13 protein-coding genes are annotated in these 15207 nt (G+C 67.3%); 9 read left to right on the forward strand and 4 right to left on the reverse strand.

The window, feature by feature from the left end; all coding sequences use genetic code 11:
• On the reverse strand, positions 1-1161 hold the full coding sequence (gene coxB / locus SPDO_RS09960) for a cytochrome c oxidase subunit II (protein WP_088367319.1): 1161 nt from the start codon (positions 1159-1161) through the stop codon (positions 1-3).
• Between the two features lie 220 nt (positions 1162-1381).
• Here coxB and pyrE point away from each other — a divergent pair, with 220 nt between their 5' ends.
• From pyrE to SPDO_RS10005, 9 genes are all read left to right on the forward strand, one after another.
• Positions 1382-1966 (forward strand): orotate phosphoribosyltransferase, encoded by a 585-nt coding sequence (gene pyrE / locus SPDO_RS09965; RefSeq protein WP_088367494.1) that lies wholly within the window; start codon positions 1382-1384, stop codon positions 1964-1966.
• Entirely contained in the window at positions 1963-2691 is a 729-nt protein-coding gene (locus SPDO_RS09970; protein WP_088367320.1) for a pyridoxine 5'-phosphate synthase, read from the forward strand. The genes pyrE and SPDO_RS09970 overlap by 4 nt, the downstream gene beginning before the upstream one ends.
• Positions 2688-3092, forward strand: a complete 405-nt coding sequence (gene acpS / locus SPDO_RS09975) for a holo-ACP synthase (RefSeq protein ID WP_088367321.1) — start codon at positions 2688-2690, stop codon at positions 3090-3092. The genes SPDO_RS09970 and acpS overlap by 4 nt, the downstream gene beginning before the upstream one ends.
• A gap of 38 nt (positions 3093-3130) precedes the next feature.
• Complete coding sequence (gene lepB / locus SPDO_RS09980) at positions 3131-4066, forward strand: signal peptidase I (protein ID WP_088367495.1); 936 nt, start codon at positions 3131-3133, stop codon at positions 4064-4066.
• Between the two features lie 59 nt (positions 4067-4125).
• Positions 4126-5139: an AI-2E family transporter gene (locus tag SPDO_RS09985; RefSeq protein WP_088367496.1), complete on the forward strand. Its 1014-nt coding sequence runs from the start codon at positions 4126-4128 to the stop codon at positions 5137-5139.
• Complete coding sequence (maiA, locus tag SPDO_RS09990) at positions 5136-5765, forward strand: maleylacetoacetate isomerase (protein ID WP_088367322.1); 630 nt, start codon at positions 5136-5138, stop codon at positions 5763-5765. The genes SPDO_RS09985 and maiA overlap by 4 nt, the downstream gene beginning before the upstream one ends.
• A 197-nt stretch (positions 5766-5962) precedes the next feature.
• A complete protein-coding gene (locus SPDO_RS09995) occupies positions 5963-6910 on the forward strand; it encodes a hypothetical protein (protein WP_245829358.1) in 948 nt (315 codons plus the stop codon).
• 223 nt (positions 6911-7133) lie between these two features.
• Entirely contained in the window at positions 7134-7667 is a 534-nt protein-coding gene (gene infC / locus SPDO_RS10000; protein ID WP_088367323.1) for a translation initiation factor IF-3, read from the forward strand.
• A 238-nt stretch (positions 7668-7905) separates the two neighbouring features.
• Complete coding sequence (locus SPDO_RS10005) at positions 7906-10665, forward strand: TonB-dependent receptor (protein ID WP_088367324.1); 2760 nt, start codon at positions 7906-7908, stop codon at positions 10663-10665.
• An 89-nt stretch (positions 10666-10754) separates the two neighbouring features.
• Here SPDO_RS10005 and SPDO_RS10010 read toward each other — a convergent pair whose 3' ends face one another.
• The 3 genes from SPDO_RS10010 to SPDO_RS10020 are packed head-to-tail and all read right to left on the reverse strand — an operon-like array spanning position 10755 to position 15191.
• Positions 10755-11135 (reverse strand): VOC family protein, encoded by a 381-nt coding sequence (locus SPDO_RS10010; RefSeq protein ID WP_088367325.1) that lies wholly within the window; start codon positions 11133-11135, stop codon positions 10755-10757.
• 49 nt (positions 11136-11184) lie between these two features.
• A complete protein-coding gene (locus SPDO_RS10015) occupies positions 11185-13932 on the reverse strand; it encodes a [protein-PII] uridylyltransferase (RefSeq protein ID WP_088367326.1) in 2748 nt (915 codons plus the stop codon).
• Between the two features lie 50 nt (positions 13933-13982).
• Positions 13983-15191 carry an ABC transporter permease gene (locus SPDO_RS10020; RefSeq protein WP_088367327.1) on the reverse strand — a complete coding sequence of 403 codons (1209 nt, stop codon included), beginning with the start codon at positions 15189-15191 and terminating at the stop codon, positions 13983-13985.
• Positions 15192-15207: the final 16 nt, after the last annotated feature.

Here is a 15207-nt window from a genome sequence, read left to right on the forward strand (position 1 = left end):
TCAGCGTCCCGAGTCGCCGGTGCCGCCCGGATTGGCGGTGGCACCCTGCGGGGAGGTGGCGGGTTCGACGGTGGCGTTCTCCGTCGGACCGGTCAGGTTGTCCGCGGCGGCAGCCTCTGCCGCGGCACTGGCGGAATTGTCTGCGCCCGGCTGCGGGATGGCAGCGGACGACGGCTGGCCGGCACCCGGCATCGACCCGCCCTTTTCACGGATCCAGGCGGCGAACTGCGCCGGAGACACCGCCTCGACGGTGATCGGCATGAACGCGTGACGCGCGCCGCACAGCTCCGAGCACTGGCCGTAATAGACGCCCGGCTTCTCGATGGTGAAGCTCGTCTCGTTCAGGCGGCCCGGCACCGCATCGAGCTTGATCCAGAATGCGGGCATCGCCCAGCTGTGGATCACGTCGTTGGCGGTGGTGATGAGGCGGATCGGCACGCCGACCGGCAGCACCACGCGATTGTCGGTGGCGAGCAGGCGGGGGCCGTCAGCATCGGTGCGGAAGCGCTCGCCGGGGGCAACCTCGCTGCGCTCCTTCAGCATGTTGGCGGTGATCTCGATCCCGCCGTGATCGGGATATTGGTAGCTCCAATACCATTGGTTGCCGATCGCCTTCAGCGTCACCGCGCCGGCGGGGGCCGGCTTGAACTGCGCGGAAAGGAGCCCGATCGAGGGCACGGCGATGGCGACCAGGATCAGCACCGGCGCCAGCGTCCACACCACTTCGATCATGGTGTTGTGGCTGGTCTTGGACGGGACCGGGTTCGCCGCCTGGCGATAGCGGATCGCCACCCAGACGAGCAGCGCCAGCACGAACAAGCAGATCACCACAATGAGCGGCAGCAGGATGTTGTTGTGGAAACCCATCGCGCGTTCACCGTTCTTGGTGACCTGCGGCTGGATCGACATCAGCCGGTCGGTGGGTTGACCGATGACCGGATGCGCCGTGAGCGGCACCGAGTCGGCGGTTGCCGCGCCGGGCGCTGCAGGCGCCACGTCGGGCGCCCGTTCGGTGACATTGGCCGAATTGCCGATCGCGGCCGCCTCGGTCGGCGCGCCCGCGGCGCCACCCCCTGTTGCTGCCGGCTGGGCAGCGGCAGGGGCAAGCCCGGCCATCGCAAGCCCGGCGGCGAGCATCAATCCCTTGAACACGCTTTTCATTCGTGCGGTAACCTTCGCCTCTCCAGTGCGGCGTCCGCACCCCCCTGTGCAGACCCCTTGGACCTTGTGGCCTATACGGACGGGTGCCGCGCGTCTCAAGCACGCATGTTGCTTTAATTTCCGCGCGCCACCTGCCCGATCGTGCAGGACCATCACGCCGCTGCCCGTTGCATGGCGCGCGCGACGTTCGTATCTCGGCGGCCCGACGAAAGGGCTTTTGGTGACCGACGACGAGGTTCTGGCAGAGTTCCGGGCGGCCGACGCGCTGCTGGAGGGGCATTTCATCCTGTCTTCGGGGCTGCGCTCCTCGCGCTATCTGCAATGCGCGCGCGTGCTGATGGACCCGCGGCGCGGGGCGCGGCTGGCCGAGGCGCTGGCCGAGCGGCTGCCCGCCGACCTGCGCGCGCGGATCTCCGCCGTTGTCTCGCCGGCGATGGGCGGGGTCATCGCGGGGCACGAGATGGCGCGCGCGCTGGGCGTGCCGGCGATGTTCGTCGAGCGGCCGACCGGCACGTTCGAGCTGCGCCGCGGCTTTCGCCTGGAGGACGGGCAGGAGGTGCTGATGATGGAGGACGTCGTGACCACCGGGCTGTCCTCGCGCGAGGCGATCAAGGCGATCGAGGCAGCGGGTGGCCGCGTGATCGCGGGGGCGTCGCTGGTCGATCGCTCCAACGGCGGCGCGGATATCGGCGTGCCGTTCTTTCCGCTGATCCGGCTGGACGTGCCGACCTATCAGCCCGACGCGCTGCCGCCCGAGCTCGCCGCAATCCCGGCGATCAAGCCGGGCAGCCGGGCCGCCGCGTGACCCGGGCGCTGCGCCTCGGGGTCAACATCGACCATGTCGCGACCGTCCGTAACGCGCGGGGCGGCGCCTATCCCGATCCGGTGCGCGCCGCCGCGCTGGCGGCCGAGGCGGGCGCGGACGGCATCACCGCGCACCTGCGCGAAGACCGCCGCCACATCACTGACGACGATATCGCGCGATTGTCGGACACGCTGACCATTCCGCTGAACCTGGAGATGGCAGCAACCGAGGAGATGCTGGCGATCGCGCTGCGCCACCGACCGCACGCCGCGTGCATCGTGCCCGAAAAGCGCGAGGAGCGGACCACCGAGGGCGGGATCGACGCCGCCGGACAGTTCGAGCGGCTGTGCCCGATGGTGGCGGCGCTGCGCGAGGCGGGGACGCGCGTGTCGCTGTTCATCGAGCCCGACGCGCGGCAGATCGATGCCGCGCTGCGGCTCGGCGCGCCGGTGGTGGAGCTGCACACCGGGCTTTATTGCGAGCTGGACGGCGCGCGGCGCGCGGACGAGCTGCGCCGGCTGGCCGATGCGGCGGCACTGGCGGCGAAGAACGGCATCGAGGTGCATGCCGGGCATGGCCTGACCTATGACAATGTCGCGCCGATCGCCGCCATCCCGCAGGTGGTGGAGCTGAACATCGGGCATTTCCTGATCGGCGAGGCGATCTTCGTCGGGCTGGCGGACAGCATCGCGCGGATGCGCGCGGCGATGGATGCCGCACGGTGATCGTCGGCCTGGGATCGGACCTGTGCAACATCGAGCGGATCCAGCAATCGCTCGACCGCTTCGGCACGCGCTTCGAGAACCGCGTCTTCACCGACGTCGAGCGCGCCAAGGCGCAGCGCCGGCCGTTCACGCGCGCTGGCACCTATGCCAAGCGTTTCGCCGCCAAGGAGGCCTTCTCCAAGGCGGTCGGCACCGGCTTTCGCCGCGGCGTGTTCATGAAGGACATCGGCGTCGTCAACGCGCCGTCGGGGGCGCCGACGCTGGCGCTGGCCGGGGGCGCGAAGGCTGCGCTTGACGCGATGATTCCCGCAGGCCACCGCGCCCGCATCCATTTGACACTGACCGACGATCATCCCTGGGCGCAGGCCTTTGTGATCATCGAGGCCATTCCGGACGAGTGAACCCCAGGACCGTGAACGATCTGGCCGAGAAACTGCCGATGACGGGCGAGCCGCCGGCAGACCATGCCCCCGAACAGCGGCGCCATCACGGCTTTGACTGGTGGGGCGAGCTGAAGGGCCTGTTCTGGCTGATCCTGGCGGTGCTCGGGTTCCACAGCTTCATCGCCAAGCCGTTCTATATTCCCAGCGAATCGATGCTGCCGGGGCTGGAGGTCGGCGACCGACTGGTGGTGTCCAAATTCGCCTATGGCTGGTCGTTCGTTTCGCCCACCCTGCCCAACCCTGCGGCGATCTTTCGCGGCGCGGTGCTGCATCAGCCGGTAGACAGCTGGTCGTTCCAGCTGCCGGCGTGGCACGGCCGCGTGTGGGGCGCGATGCCCAAGCGCGGCGATGTGGTGATCGTGACGCCGCCGGGGCAGACGAGCGATTATATCAAGCGCGTGATCGGCCTGCCGGGCGACACGCTGGAAGTGCGCGGCGGCGTTGTGGTGCTGAACGGCACGCCGGTGACGCGCGGGCCGATCCATTTCAAGGACCTGCCGGTCGACCAGAACGCCACCTGCGACCCGTGGCAATATCCCGAGGCGCGGATCACGCGCGCCGACGGCGTCACCGTCTGCCGCCTACCGATCGTGACCGAGACGCTGCCCAATGGTCGGCGCTTCGACACGGTGGAGCTGGGGTCGAGCCCCGGCGATTATTACGGGCCGATCCGCATTCCGCCGCAGCACCTGTTCCTGATGGGGGACAATCGCGATCGCTCCGCCGACAGCCGCTTCGCGCTGGGCGGCAGCGAAAAGGGGCTGGGCGGGCCGGTGCCGTGGGAGAATATCGGCGGGCGGGCCGAATTCATCACCTTTTCGGTCGACGGCACCGCAACCTTGAACCCGCTTAGCTGGTTTGGCTCGCTGCGCAGTGGGCGCACCGGCGTGTCGCTTCACCCGCAGGAAGTGGTTTCAAAGGAACAACGGTGAACGACAAACAGGTCACGGTTGTCGACGGGGCCGGCCCCAGCGAAGTCCGTGACCCGACGATGCGGCACGAATTCAAGCGTGCCGCGGTCTGGCTGGGCCTCGCGTCTGCCATCGCACTGGTCGTGCTGCTGATCCAGCCGCTGCTGATCATTTTTGCCGGTTTCGTCTTTGCCACGTTGCTCGACGGCGGGGTACGGCTGCTCGGCCGCGTGCTGCCGATCGGGCGCAACTGGCGCCTGCTGATCGTGTGCCTGCTGACGCTGATCTTCATGATCGGCACATTCGTGCTGACCGGCGTGCAGGTAGCCGAGCAGGTCGGCCAGCTGCGCGCCACGTTGGAAGCGCAGGCGGTCCAGCTGACCAGCTGGCTGACCAATCAGGGGCTGATGCCCGCGCCATCGGACATCAGCGGGATCGCGCGGCAGGCGATGAGCTCGGTCGGGCGGCTCACCTCATGGGTCGGAACCGCGGTCGGCGCGCTCACCACCATGTTCATGATCCTGGTGATCGGCCTGTTCATCGCCATCGACCCACACGTCTATCGGCGCGGCCTGCAATGGATGATCCCGGAGGAAAAGCGCGACGAGTTCGCGATCACCGCCAGCCGCATGGGCCAGACGCTGCGCCGGCTGCTGTTCGGGCGCATTCTTGGCATGATCGCGGAAGGCGTGCTGACCTGGCTGGCGCTGATGGTCGGCGGCGTGCCGATGGCGATGATCCTCGGCATTCTTTCCGGCATTCTCGCCTTTATCCCCAATATCGGCGCGTTCATCTCGGGCGCGCTGATGATCGCCGTGGGCTTTTCGGCCGGGGTCGACACCGGCATCTGGGCGATCGCCACCTATGTGATCGTGCAGACCTTTGATGGCTATGTACTGGTCCCGATCGTGGCGAAGCGCACGGTGGACATGCCGCCCGCGCTGACGCTGGGCGCGCAGATCCTGGCCAGTGCGCTGTTCGGCATCCTGGGCCTGGCGCTGGCCGACCCGATGACCGCGATGATCAAGGCGGCGCTGGAGCGGCGCAAGGAAGTCGCCGAAGAGGAACGCGACACGGAGGACGCACCCGCATGAACATCGTGCTGCACGATTATTGGCGCTCGTCCGCCTCCTACCGGGTGCGCATCTGTCTCAACCTGAAGGGGGTCGCGTACGAGCGCGTGCCGGTGAACCTGCTGACGGGCGAGCAGGGCGATGCGGCGAACCGGGCGATCAATCCGCAGGGCTTCGTGCCGACCTTGGTGGTCGATGGTCGCCCGCTGACGCAGAGCCTGGCGATCGTCGACTGGCTGGACGCGAACTTTGCCGATCCGCCGATGGTGGACAAGGACCCGTTCGTCCGCTCCGCGCAGCTCGCGCGGGCGCTGGTGATCGCGGCGGACACGCACCCGCTCGACAATCTGCGCGTGCTGAAGCGGCTGGAAACGCAGTTCGGCGCCGACCAGGCAGCGCGCGACGAGTGGTACCGCCACTGGGTGGTGGAAGGACTGACCGCGCTCGAGGCGATGGCGGGCGACGGGCCGTTCCTGGGCGGGGCGTCGCCCGACATCTCGGACATCTGCCTGGTGCCGCAGCTTGCCAACGCGCGGCGGTTCGACGTGCCGCTGGACGCCTATCCGAAGCTGCTGGCGGCGGAAGAGGCGAGCCTGGCTTTGCCGGCCGTGCAGGCCGCCGCGCCGGAGCGGGTGAAGCCGGCCTGAACCAGCCGAGCGTTTGAGAGGCGCCGCCGTCAGGTGTCGCATGAGCGCAGTTGGGCGCGGATCGGCAGCAGCTGATCTTGTGCGCGTGCGCCCCCCCGCCCTAAAGACCGCCGAAAAGAAACCACATTCGGGCGCCATTCGCGCGCCGGACACCCGCACAATGGTACATGGGTCGTGTGCAAAGGAAGCCCGACGTCTTGAGCGCGAACGCCGACAGCCTGCCCGCCGGCATCATCCGGGGCGACGTGCCGGAAACTTTGGCCTTGCAGCGGGCGAACACGCTTCGCCGCGGCTGGCCGTCCGTCGTCGGCGCGGTGCTGAGCGTCATCATGATCGTGCTGCTGGGGCGCGAACTGCTCGACGCGGGGCCGGCGGGGCTGAGCCGCGCCGCGCCGGATTCGCCGTGGTTCTACGTCTTCTTCGCCGCGCTCTACATGGTGGGGCCGACGGGCGATTTCCTGATCTTCCGTTATCTGTGGGGCATACCCTGGGCGGGGTTCGTCGCGCTGCACAAGAAGCGGATCGCGAACGATCTGGTGCTCGGCTATTCGGGCGAGGCGTATTTCTATGCCTGGGCGCGCGCCAGGGCCAATCTGGTCGCGGCGCCGTTCGGCGCGGTAAAGGACGTGTCGCTCTTGTCCGCGATCGCAGGGAATGGCGCCACGATCATCCTGTGCGCGCTGGCCTTGCCGGTCGGCTATCACCTGATGCCGCCGGGCATCCTGAACGTGGTGGTGGGATCGGTGGTGATCGCACTCGCGCTGAGCGTGCTGCTGATCCTGTTTTCCAAGCGCGTCTTTTCGCTGCCGCGGCATCAATTGTGGGTGGTGTTCCTTCTCCATTGCGGGAGCATCGCGGCGGGCGCGCTGATGCTGGCGCTGGCCTGGCATCTCGCGCTGCCGGCCGTCCCGGCGGGCATGTGGCTGTTTCTGTTGGCGGTGCGGCTGCTGGTCTTTCGCCTGCCGCTGATCCCGAACAAGGAATTGCTGTTCGCCACGGTCGCCATCCTGCTGATCGGCCCGGACGAGGCGCTGAGCGACCTGATCGCCTTTGTTGCCGTGCTGACGGTGGCGGTGCATCTTGCGCTGGTGCTGGCCTTTGCGGGCGCCGCCGGACTGCCGGGGCTGCGCCGGGGGCGGCACTAGCAACCCGGCGGCGCCGTGCCGGTCACGACTCGGGACATCGCTGCCCCATCAGCATCGCGCGCAACGGGCATTTTCGCATTGCGGCGCTCCATTGCCCGGCCGCCGTGGGTGATCTTGACGATACTTTCGGCCGAAGTGGCCGATTGCACTCTTTTGATCCGGGCCGGGACGCATTATATATTGGAAGTTTGAAGCAACAGGAGAATTGACCATCCGTCCGCCCATGATGCGCCGGCCAATGCAGGCGCCGCCGATGAACGGCCCGCGATTCAACGAGTGGATCCAGAGCCAGAAGGTCCGCGTGATCGATCACGAGGGCGAGAATCTCGGCGTGATGTACACCCGTCAGGCAATCGAGCAGGCCAAGGAAGTCGGCCTCGATCTGGTCGAGGTGTCGCCCAACGCCGATCCGCCCGTGGCCAAGTTCCTGGACGTCGGCAAGTACAAGTACGAGGCGCAGAAGAAGGCGAACCTCGCCCGCAAGAGCCAGAAGACGCAGGAGATCAAGGAGATCAAGATGCGTCCGAACATCGATGACCACGACTATGACACCAAGATGAAGAAGGTGGAGGAGTTCATCGGTGACGGCGACAAGGTGAAGGTGACCATGCGTTTCCGCGGTCGCGAACTGAGCCACGGCCAGCTGGGCATGAACGTGCTGCAGCGCGTCGCCGAGCAGGTCGCCGAGGTGGCGAAGGTGGAAGCCTACCCCCGCATGGAAGGCCGCCAGATGCTGATGGTGCTCGCGCCCAAGTAAATTTTTTCGGCCGATTTCGGCGAACGGGCCGCGTCTTTCGCAAGACGCGGCCTTTTTCGTGTTTGCCGTAGCGTCAACTGACACTTGCGACAGGTCCGCTCCGGACCAATCGTGGCATCGCGGCGACAGCGGCATTCGAAAAGGTTCTTCCGGCGATAGAAATTCCTTTGACGTTTCCACCGTGAGACTAAAGGCGGCGCACCAAACCCAATGTTCAAAAAATAATCCGGAGAGCCCGATGCGTCGCGCCGCCTCGCTTTTGTCCACTGCCGTTCTTTTCGCCGCCCTGCCCGCGCTCGCGCAGGAGCAGCCGAGCCAGGATCCCACCGCCGCCGGTTCGGTGGCGCAGCCGCAGGACGCCCCGGCCAGCAACACCGATCTTGGCGCGCCGGCAATGGGCGCGGGCGACATCGTCGTCACCGCGACCCGCCGCGCCGAGCGCCTGGCCGACGTGCCGATCGCCGTTTCGGCGGTGAACCAAGCCGCCTTGCAGAATTCGGGTGCCAACGACATTCGCGGCCTGACGCAGCTCGCCCCGTCGCTGCTCGTCTCCTCGACCGGCAGCGAGGCGAACGCCTCCGCGCGTATCCGCGGCATCGGCACCGTGGGTGACAACCCCGGCCTCGAAAGCTCGGTCGCGGTGTTCATCGACGGCGTGTACCGCAGCCGCACCGGCTCGGGCCTGAACGACATCGGCGAGATCGACCGGATCGAGGTGCTGCGCGGGCCGCAGGGTACGCTGTCGGGCCGCAACGCATCGGCCGGCGCGATCAACATCTACACCAAGATGCCCTCGCAGGAGTTCGGTGGCTATCTCGAGGGCACCTACGGCAATTACGACAACGTCCGCATCGCCGGCGCGGTGACCGGGCCGATCGTGCAGGACGTTCTGTCGTTCCGCGTCGACGGCGTGTACAACAAGCGTGACGGCTTCCTGCAGGATGTCGTCAACGACACCGATTACAACGATCGCAACCGCTGGTTCGTGCGCGGGCAACTGTTGTTCGAACCGACCAGCGACCTGTCGATCCGCCTGCTCGGCGATTACACCTGGCGCGACGAGAAGTGCTGCGGCGCGGTGTACATCGACACGCGCGAGAAGCTGGACCCGACGCCGGGCCAGCCGGGCGATTTCACGATCAACCCGAACGGCAACCGCATCGTCGACGTGCTGCGCAGCCTGGGCGGCGTCTTCCCGAGCGCGGGTGATCCGTACAACCGCAAGATCGCCTTCTCGCCGGGCCGCGCCTATTCGAACGAGACCAAGGATTACGGCGGGTCGATGCAGATCGACTATAACTTCGGCGGCGCTTCGCTGACGTCGATCACCGCCTATCGCGAATACAAGTCGGGCAATGCCGGCGACATCGATTTCGGCAACGTCGACCTTGGCTATCGTGCCGACGACGGCAACGCCTATCGCCAGTTCCACACCTTCACGCAGGAAGTCCGCCTGCAGGGCGAGGCGTTCGGCGATCGCCTGAACTGGCTGATCGGTGGCTTCTATTCGAACGAAGACCTGACGATCGGCGACAACCTGCAGTTCGGTTCGCAATATGGCGCGTTCGCTTCGTGCCGCATCGTCGCAACGATCAACCCGGCGGCGGCGCTGCGCAATCCGGCGGCGCCGGGCTGCCTCAGCGGCGCCGGGACGGCCGTGCTGACCGGCGCGCTCGGTCCGGCCGCGCCGCTGCTGCTCGGTGGCCTGCGCACGCTCTCGACGCTCAACAACCTGGGCGACAGCAACGCGCGTTATTACCAGAACAGCGAGAATTACGCGTTCTTCACGCACAACATCTTCAAGCTGACCGACACGCTGTCGATCACCGGCGGCCTGCGCTGGACGCATGAAGCCAAGAAGTTCAACGCGACGTTCAACAACACCAACACCGTCTGCCCGCAGCTGCAGCAGGGCCTCGCCCCGCTGCTCGGCAATGCGGCGCTGGCGAGCCTGGCCGGCGGCATCATCACGCTGGGCTGCACCGGCAATTCGACGGTGGCGCTCAACGGCCTCGACCTGCGCAACAACTTCAACGAGAACGAGTTCACCGGCACGGGCGTCATCTCGTGGAAGCCGACGCGCGACGTGATGTTCTATGCGAGCTACTCGCGTGGCTACAAGGCCGGCGGCTACAACCTCGATCGCTCGGAGCTTGCGCCCAACGCGTTCGCTCCGCCGACGAACGCCGGCGCCGCACGCCTGCGCTTCGATCCGGAGCTGGTGAACAGCTACGAAGCGGGCGTGAAATATTCGAGCCGTCGCTTCACCGCGAACCTCACCGTGTTCCGTTCGGACTTCGAGAATTTCCAGCTCAACACGTTCAACGGCACCAACTTCGTGGTGCAGAATATCGGGTCGTGCTCGGAAAGCCTGAACGGTGCGGATCAGGACGGCTCGGCCGCGACCGGCGCCTGCACCGGCGATGTCGGCACGGGCGTGCGCAGCCAGGGCGTCGAGCTCGAGCTCGGCTTCTATCCGGCGCGCAACTTTGCGGTGAACCTCGGCTACACGCTGGCCGACACCAAGTTCCGCCGCAACCTGGTGGGCTCGGCTTCGGGCGAGCCGCTCGATCCGGCGCTATTCCTGACGCCGGGCAGCCAGATGTCGAACGCGCCGCGCAACGTCGCGACGGGGTCGGTCAGCTGGACGCCGGATATCGGCAGCACCGGCCTGTCGGCGCTGTTCTATGTCGATGGCCGCATGACCAGCGACTATAACACCGGCTCCGACCTGTTCATCGAGAAGGAGCAGGACGGCTTCTTCGTCGCCAACGCCCGCATCGGCGTGCGCGGGCCGGACAAGAGCTGGTCGATCGAGGGCTTCGTACAGAACCTGTTCGACACGGACTATCAGCAGGTGGCGTTCAACGCGCCGTTCCAGGGCGCGGGCAGCCTGTCGCAGACGCTGCGCCTCGGCACCTCGCCGGCGAACCAGATCTTCTCGTCGTTCCTGGCCGAGCCGCGCACCTATGGCGTGACGCTGCGCAAGCGCTTCTGATCTTTACCGGGGCGGGGATGACCCGCCCCCAAGGTCAAGAGAAACCCCGGCTGCCGTTCGCGGACGCCGGGGTTTTTTCGTTGCCAGGGTCAGGCAGGTGGTTCCCACAGCTCGATCGCATTGCCCTCGGGATCGTGGATGCGTGCAAAGCGGCCTGCCTCTGGCGAGTCCCACTCGGCGCGGGTCTCCACCGGCACGCCGCCTGCGGTGAGATCGCGGATCATGTCGGCAAGGCCGCTGACGCGCAGATTGATCATGAACGCCTTGTCGGCGGCGAAATAGTCGCTCGCTTGGCTGAACGGCGCAAAGACGAAGGGGCCGCCCTGCACCTGCCAGAACCAGTCGTTCGGCGGTTCGGCGGGACCGCCGCTGAAGCCTGGCCCGACCTTCAGATGTGTGGCGTACCAGGCGCCGAGCGCATCCGGATCGCGCGCCCGAAAAAACAGTCCGCCCATTCCCAGCACCGGCATCGCGACTCTCCCGTCATGTGACGGGTGCGAGTGTAGCGCTAGGCGGGCGTTACGCGGCGAGCTCGACCGGGCGTCCGGCGGCGGCATCGAGCAGGCGCTTTTCCAGCGTCTTCAGCCGCGCGCTGCTGGCGATCTTATCGCCGGTCAGGTCGGTGAGATAGAAGGTGTCCACCGCACGCTCGCCATAGGTGGCGACATGCGCAGAATGGATCGTCACTTTCGACTGGAACAGCGCGTGGGCGAGCTGATTGAGCAGTGCGGGCCGATCGCGCGCATTCACCTCCACCACGGTGAAGCGGTTGGACGCGCGATTGTCGACCAGCACATTAGGCTCGATCGGAAAGGCATCGGCGCGGGTGCGCGGCAGCGGCTTGGCCTTCAGCCGCTCGACCAGCTTGCCGCGATTGGCGAGCGCATCCTCGATCGCGGTCTTGAGGCGGGCGAGCTGCGCGGGCTCGTCGAACGGTCGGCCGTAGGGATCCTGTACGAGGAAATTGTCGAGCGCCATGCCGTCGCGCGTGGTGTGGATGCGCGCGTCGATGATGTTGCCGCCCGCGACATGGATCGCGCCGGCGATGCGATAGAAGATGCCGGGGTGATCGGCGGCATAGACGGTGACGAGCGTCGCGCCGCGCTGGGCATAGACCTGCGCGTCGATCGCGAGGCGCGCCTCCCCGATGCCGGTGACGAAGCGCGCATTGTGTTCGAGCACGTCCTCCGGCTCGGCGATCCAATAGGCCTCGGGGAAGTGGCGGACGTAATCGGCGATCGCCGCTTCGTCCCAGCCGAGCGCCTGGGCGAGCGCGGCCTGCTTGCCGGCGATCCGCTCGTCACGGCCGCGCTGCTTGTGGCCAAGGCGCAGGACCTCCTCCGCCGCCTCGAACAGGTCGCCGAGCAGCTGCCGCTTCCAGCCGTTCCACGTGCCCGGGCCGACCGCGCGGATGTCGACAATGGTGAGCACCAAAAGGAGCCGCAGCCGCTCCGCCGATTGCACCACGGCGGTGAAATCGAGAATCGTCTTGAAGTCCGACAGATCGCGTTTGAACGCGGTGGCGGACATGAGCAGGTGATGGCGGACCAGCCAGGCGACCGTTTCGGTTTCGGCGCGGGTCAGGCCGAAGCGCGGGCACAGCCGCTGCGCCACGGCCGCGCCGAGGATCGAATGGTCGCCGCCGCGTCCCTTGGCGATGTCATGCAGCAGCACCGCGACGTAGAGCACGCGGCGCGAGACGATCTGCGGCAGAATACCCGAGGCGAGCGGGTGATCGGCGGCAAGATCGCCGCGCTCGATCCGGGCGAGCAGGCCGATCGCGCGGATGGTATGCTCGTCCACGGTATAATGGTGGTACATGTCGAACTGCATCTGCGCGACGACGCGGCCGAAATCGGGCACGAAACGGCCGAACACGCCCGCCTCGTTCATCCAGCGCAGCACCATCTCCGGATCGTGCCGCGAGGTGAGCAGATCGAGGAACAGCGCATTGGCGCGCGGATCGGTGCGCACCTCGTCGACCAGCTTCGCATCGCGCGTCGCGGCGCGCATGGCGAGCGGGTGGATCTCCACCTCGTGCAGATCGGCGAGCTGGAAGATCTCGATCAAGCGGGTGGGATCCTCGGCGAAGAAACCGTCATGCGGCAGCGCCAGCCGGCCGCGATCGAGCACGAAGCCGTTGAGCTTGCGCGGGCGGCGGCGCAGCAGCGGCAGGCCGAAGCGGCGACCGCGCGCGGCGAACAGATCATCGACATGCGCGAGGAACACACCGGTCAATGCGCCGACATTCTTCACCTGCAGGAAGTAGAATTGCATGAAGCGTTCAACGGCCGCCTTGCCCGGACGGTCGGCGTAGCGCATCCGCTCGGCGATCTCGCGCTGCATGTCGAAGGTGAGCCGGTCCTCGGCGCGCCCGGCAACGAGGTGCAGGTGGCAGCGCACCGCCCAGAAGAAGTTGTCGGCGCGGTGAAACAGGCGATATTCCGCCGGGGTGAACAGCCCCTTGTCGACCAATTGCGCGGCGCGATCGACGTCATAGACGTATTTGCCGATCCAGAAGAGCGCGTGAAGATCGCGCAGCGCCCCCTTCCCCTCCTTCACATTGGGTTCGACGACGTAGCGGCTGTCGCCCATCTTCACGTGGCGCGCGTTACGCTCGGCGAGCTTGTCGGCGATGAACTGCCGCTCGGTGCCGCGCGTCACCTCGCTCCGGAAACGCGTCTGCACCTCCTGGTAGAGGCTGTCGTCGCCGCAGACGAAGCGCCCTTCGAGCAGCGCGGTGCGGATGGTGACGTCGCCCTTCGCCTGGCGCACCATTTCATCGAGCGAGCGCGAGGAGTGGCCGACCTTCAGCCCCAGATCCCACAGCGCGTAGAGTACCGATTCGATCACCTGCTCGGCCCACGGCGTCTGCTTCCAGGGGGTGAGAAAGCCGATGTCGACGTCCGAAAACGGCGCCATCTCGCCGCGCCCGTAGCCGCCGACCGCCACCAGCGTCAGCCGCTCCGCCGCCGTCGGGTTGCTGAGCGGGTATAGCCGCTGCGTCACCAGATCGAACAGTACGATCAGCAATTGATCGATCAGGAACGCCTGCGCGTTGGCCGCGTCCAGCCCGCGCGAGGGGCGTTCGCCCAGACGCCGCGCAATCTCCGCCCGGCCGGCGTCGAGCGCGTCCTTGAGCATGACCGTGGCGGTGCGGCGCAGGTCCGCCGGATCGGCCGGGTCGAGCGCGGCGATGGCATCGGCGACCGCGCGCCGATCAATGATCGCGCGGCGATTGGGCAGGCTGTCAAAGCGCGTGGTCATGCACCCGGATGTAAGCGCGCGGGGCGTGGAGGGCCATGCCCCTTGCGCGCCTACTCGTGGCGAAGCGCGTCGATCGGATTGAGGCCGGCGGCGCGGCGCGCGGGGAAATAGCCGAAGACCACGCCGATCGCGGCGGCGATGCCGAACGCGATCATGTTGATCGTGGGATCGAACGTCCACGGCACCTGCATCAGCGGCGTGGCGGCGGCGATCACCAATTGGGCGAGCACCAGTCCGATCAGCCCGCCGAGCATCGACAGCACCACCGCCTCGACCAGGAATTGCAGCAACACCTCCTGTGCGACGGCGCCGATGGCGAGGCGGATACCGATCTCGCGCGTCCGCTCGGTCACCGACACCAGCATGATGTTCATGATGCCGATGCCGCCGACGACGAGGCTGATCGCCGCCACCGCCGCGACGATGCGGGTGAGGAGCGTGGTGGTGCCGGTCAGCGTGTCGCTGATCTGCTTGGTATCGAAGATGTTGAAATCGTCCTGCTTGGTGCCGGTGATGTTGCGGCGTTCGCGCAGGAGATCGCTGATGGCTGCCTGCACCGCGGCGGTGGAATAAGCCTGATCGACGCCGACCATCATCAGCCGGATGTCGCGGCTGCCGGTGAAGCGGCGCTGCACCGCCTTGATCGGCATCACCACCGTATCGTCCTGATCGCCGCCGAACCCGGCCTGGCCGCGCGCGGTGAGCACGCCGATCACGTCGCAGCTGATGTCGCCGATGCGCATCCGCCGGCCGACCGCCGTGCCGCCGCGGAACAGGTTCTGCCGCACGGTATTGCCGATGATGCACACCGCCTTGCCGGCCTGTTCCTCCGCCGGCGTCCAGGTGCGTCCCTGCGCGAGCGGCCAGGGCTGCACGGTAAAGATCGCGTTGGTGGTGCCCTGCACCGTGGTGGACCAGTTCGCGCCTTCGTAGATCGCGGTGGCGGTGGTCGAGGCCTGCGGGGCGACGGCGGTGACGCCGGCGACCTGCTGCTGGATGGCGGTGACGTCCTCGGGCTTGAAGTCGGGCGGGCGCGGGCCGCCGCCGCCGCGGCCGAAGCCCTGGCCGGGGCGGATCTGGAGCACATTGGTGCCGAGCGCGGCGATCTGCTGCTGCACCGCGCTGGTCGTCGCCTTGCCGAGCGTGACCATCGCCACCACCGCCGCGACGCCGATCACGATGCCGAGCGTCGTCAGGAACGAGCGCAGCAGATGCCGCCGGATCGAGCGCAGCGCGAGAATGAAGGTGGTGCCGAACATGCGCCTGTTACCTCTG

Origin of the sequence: Sphingomonas dokdonensis (assembly GCF_002197685.1) — a bacterium.
Taxonomy (GTDB): domain Bacteria; phylum Pseudomonadota; class Alphaproteobacteria; order Sphingomonadales; family Sphingomonadaceae; genus Sphingomonas; species Sphingomonas dokdonensis.